At 71.9% G+C, this 3,592-nt stretch carries 5 protein-coding genes; 2 read left to right on the forward strand and 3 right to left on the reverse strand.

Going from position 1 to position 3,592, the window contains the following annotated elements; genetic code table 11:
- Window positions 1-15 precede the first annotated feature (15 nt).
- Entirely contained in the window at window positions 16-147 is a 132-nt protein-coding gene (locus IJH84_RS19570) for a hypothetical protein (protein WP_295147240.1), read from the forward strand.
- 44 nt (window positions 148-191) lie between these two features.
- Entirely contained in the window at window positions 192-815 is a 624-nt protein-coding gene (locus tag IJH84_RS19575; RefSeq protein ID WP_295147220.1) for a uridine kinase, read from the forward strand.
- A gap of 1 nt (window position 816) precedes the next feature.
- Here IJH84_RS19575 and IJH84_RS19580 read toward each other — a convergent pair whose 3' ends face one another.
- The 3 genes from IJH84_RS19580 to IJH84_RS19590 all read right to left on the reverse strand — a co-directional run.
- Window positions 817-1,143: a putative quinol monooxygenase gene (locus IJH84_RS19580; protein WP_200069726.1), complete on the reverse strand. Its 327-nt coding sequence runs from the start codon at window positions 1,141-1,143 to the stop codon at window positions 817-819.
- Between the two features lie 91 nt (window positions 1,144-1,234).
- Window positions 1,235-2,830 carry an ABC transporter ATP-binding protein gene (locus tag IJH84_RS19585; RefSeq protein WP_295147234.1) on the reverse strand — a complete coding sequence of 532 codons (1,596 nt, stop codon included), beginning with the start codon at window positions 2,828-2,830 and terminating at the stop codon, window positions 1,235-1,237.
- Window positions 2,827-3,592: ABC transporter permease (locus IJH84_RS19590; protein WP_295147237.1), on the reverse strand; the 766-nt coding region annotated here is incomplete at its 5' end. The genes IJH84_RS19585 and IJH84_RS19590, both read right to left, overlap by 4 nt.

Below are 3,592 nucleotides of genomic sequence, written 5' to 3' on the forward strand. Positions count from 1 at the left end.
AACCTCCTCGGCGACCTGGGCATCCCGGTGCTCGGCGAGCTCGGCTTCGGCCACTGCGCGGCGCAGCGGACCATGCCGCTGGGAGTGGCCGCGGAACTGGACACGTCCGCGCAGCGGCTCAGCGTCCTGCAACCGGCGTTGCGCTGACACCCCTGGCCGGGTCGGCCGGCCGTTCCGGATAGAACGGGGACATGCGGGTCCGAGCGATCACACCGGAAAAGCTGGCCGATGAACTCGCCGAGACCATCGCCGAGGTGCGCGCGCCGCGGCCCCGGGTGGCCGTCGACGGCGCCGTCGGCACCGCGGAGTTCGCCGACGGTCTGGTCGAACCGCTGCGGGTGCGCGGCCGGGAGGTCGTGCGGGTGAGCACCTGGCGCTACGTGCGCGCGGCGTCGCTGCGGCTGGAGCACGGGCGCGACGATCCGGATTCGTTCTACGAGAGCTGGTTCGACTTCGGCGGGCTGCGCCGCGAAGCGCTCGATCCGCTCGCCAGCGGCGGCTCCGGACTGGTGCTGCCCGCGCTGTGGGACGTGACGACCGACCGTTCCCCCAGGCTCGACCGGGTCCGGCTACCGGAGCACGGCGTGCTGCTGGTGGACGGGCCGCTGCTGCTCGGCGCCGGGTTGCCGTTCGAGCTGACCGTGCACCTGTGGCTGCCGGGGCGGTCGCTGCAGCGCCACCTCGCCGAGTCCGAGCACTGGACGCTGCCCGCGTTCGACCGCTACAGCGCCGAAGTCGCGCCCGAACGGCTCGCCGACCACGTCGTCCGCGTGGACCGTCCGGGCCATCCCGCGGTGGTCGACGGGTTCGGCTGAATCACGCGTGATGCGTCGCCGCGACCGTGTACAGCTTCGGATCGGAGGTCGCCAGCGCCGTGGCCGAGGACATGTGCTCCTGCGCGGCCGGGTCGGCGAGCATCGCGCGGAAGGCGGCTTCGTCGCGCCATTGCGCGTAGTTGACCACGGTGTGCCCGTCCCGGCTGGCGTGGATGTTCGCCGAGACGAACCCGTCGCGGTGCCGCATCACCGCTTCGGTCGCCTCGTTCAGCAGCGACACGAGTTCCTGCTGCTTGTCCGGTTGGACGTGGAAGACGTTGATCAGCGTGGTGATCGCGGCGTCCGGGTCGATCGTGCTGGTGGCCATGACGGCTCCTCACCGGTGCGAAGTTCCTACTCGGCCAGGGTGCCCCAGCTGCCGGTCCCGTTCGCGTCGATCGCCGCGGCCACCGGTTCGCTCACTCCGCGGCCGGTTCGCCGCGGCCCGCCAGCGAAGGCACCGCGGCCAGCAGCGTCCTGGTGTAGTCGTGCTGCGGTTCGAGCAGCACCTGTTCGACCGGCCCGAGTTCGACGATCTCGCCGCGGTACATCACCGCCACCCGGTCGGCGATGTTCCAGGCCAGCCCCAGATCGTGCGTGATGACCAAAGTGGACAGACCGCGGGTTTCGCGCAGCCGCAGCAGCAGCGCGAGGATCTCGCCGCGGACGGTGGCGTCCAGCGAGGCCACCGGTTCGTCGGCCACCAGCACCTTCGGGTCCAGCACCAGCGCACCGGCGATCACCACCCGCTGCCGCTGGCCGCCGGAGAGCTCGTGCGGGAAGCGCGACAGGAAGTCCTCGGCGGGCCGCAGCTCGGCCGCCTCCAACGCGGCCACGACCTTCGCCGACTCGTCGGCGGCGGCACCGTGGATCCGCAGCCCCTCGGCCACCAGCTCGTAGACGGTGTTGCGCGGGTTGAGCGCACCGGTCGGGTCTTGCAGCACCAGCTGCACCAGCCGCCGGTACTCCCGCAGCCCGGCCGACGAACTCGGCAGCGGTGCGCCGTCGAAGCGCACCTCGCCCGCGGTCGGCGGCTGCAACCCGAGCAGCGTCCTGGCCAGCGTGGTCTTGCCGGAACCGGACTGGCCGACCAGGGCCACGATCTCCTGCTCCCCCACCTGCAGATCCACTTCGCGAACCGCGCGCACCGGCGGGCCCGAACGCGCCGGGAACGTCACCGACACCCCCTCGGCCGACAGCAGCGCACGACCCGGCTCGCCCGGCTGCACCAGCCGGAACCCGGGATCGCCCACGGTCGGGAACGCCTCCGCCAACGCGCGGCTGTGCGGGTGTTCCGGAGCGGCCATGAGCCGGTGGGACGGGCCGTGCTCGACGACCTCGCCCTGGTACATCACCGCGATCCGGGCGCAGCTCGACGACAGCACCGACAGGTCGTGGCTGATCACCAGCAGCGCGATGCCGCGCTCGGCGACCAGCCTGCCCAGCAGTTCCAGCACCTGCGCCTGCACCACCACGTCCAGCGCGGTCGTCGGCTCGTCGGCGATGATCAACCGCGGATCGCAGGCCAGCGCCATCGCGATCATCACGCGCTGCTTCTGACCGCCGGAGAGCTCGTGCGGGTAGGCGTCGGCGCGCTCGGCGGGCAGCTCCACCGCCTCCAGCAGCTCGACCACCCGCGCCCGCGGATCGCCGGAGACGGTCTCGTGCAACCGCATCGGCTCGGCGATCTGCGCGCCGATCGTCTGCACCGGGGTCAGCGCGTGCATCGCGCCCTGGAACACCACCGACGCCGTGGACCACCGCACGGCGCGCATCCGCCCGAACGACATGCCGCGCACGTCCTGCCCATCGAGCAGCCGCGCACCGCCCACCTCAGCCGAGCGCGGCAGCAGCCGCAGCACCGACATGGCCAGCGTCGTCTTGCCGCACCCGGACTCCCCGGCCAGGCCGAGCGTGTCGCCCGGTTCCAGGCTCAGGTCCACGTCCCGCACGGCCGGGGATGCCGCGCCGCGGTAGGTGATCGACACTCCGCGCAGCTCCAGGATCGGGCTCATCGCTGCCCCCGCAACCTCGGGTTGAACACCGTCTCCATCGCCCTTCCGCACAGCGTGAAACTCAGCACCACCAGCACGATCCCGATCCCGGGCGGCAGCAGGTACCACCACGCGCCGCCGGTGACCGCACCGGTGTCCATCGCGGACTTGAGCATCGAGCCCCAGGAGGCGCGGCTCGGATCGCCGAGCCCGAGGAACGCCAGCGTGGACTCCATGATGATCGCGCTGGCCACCGACAACGTGGTGTTCGCGAACACCAGCGGCAGCACGGCGGGCAGCACGTGCTTGCGGATCACGTGCGCGTGCCCGCCGCCGAGCACCTGCGCCCGCTCGATGTAGGGCCGGGCTTCGACGGTCAGCGTCTGCGCGCGCACCAGCCGCGCCGTGGTCGGCCACGAGGTCACCCCGATCGCCAGCACGATCGTGCCGAGCCCGCGTTCCAGCACTGTGGACAGCGCGATGGCCAGCACCAGCGCGGGCAGCACCAGGAAGAAGTCGGTGATCCGCATCAGCACCGTCTCGGTCCACCCGCTGAAGTGCGCGGACAGCACGCCGACGATCGTGCCGATCACCACCGACAGCACCGCCGCGGCCAGGCCCACCACCAGCGACACCCGCGCGCCCCACCACGTCAGCAGCAGTACCGAGCGGCCGGATTCATCGGTGCCGAGCCAGAAATCCGCGTTCGGCGCCTGCAGCGAATCACCGGTCGCGCTGGTCACGTCCAATCCGGACTGCTGGGTCAGCACCGGTGCCAGCAAC

Source organism: Saccharopolyspora sp. (genome assembly GCF_017434145.1).
GTDB classification, from domain to species: Bacteria; Actinomycetota; Actinomycetes; order Mycobacteriales; family Pseudonocardiaceae; genus Saccharopolyspora_C; species Saccharopolyspora_C galaxeae.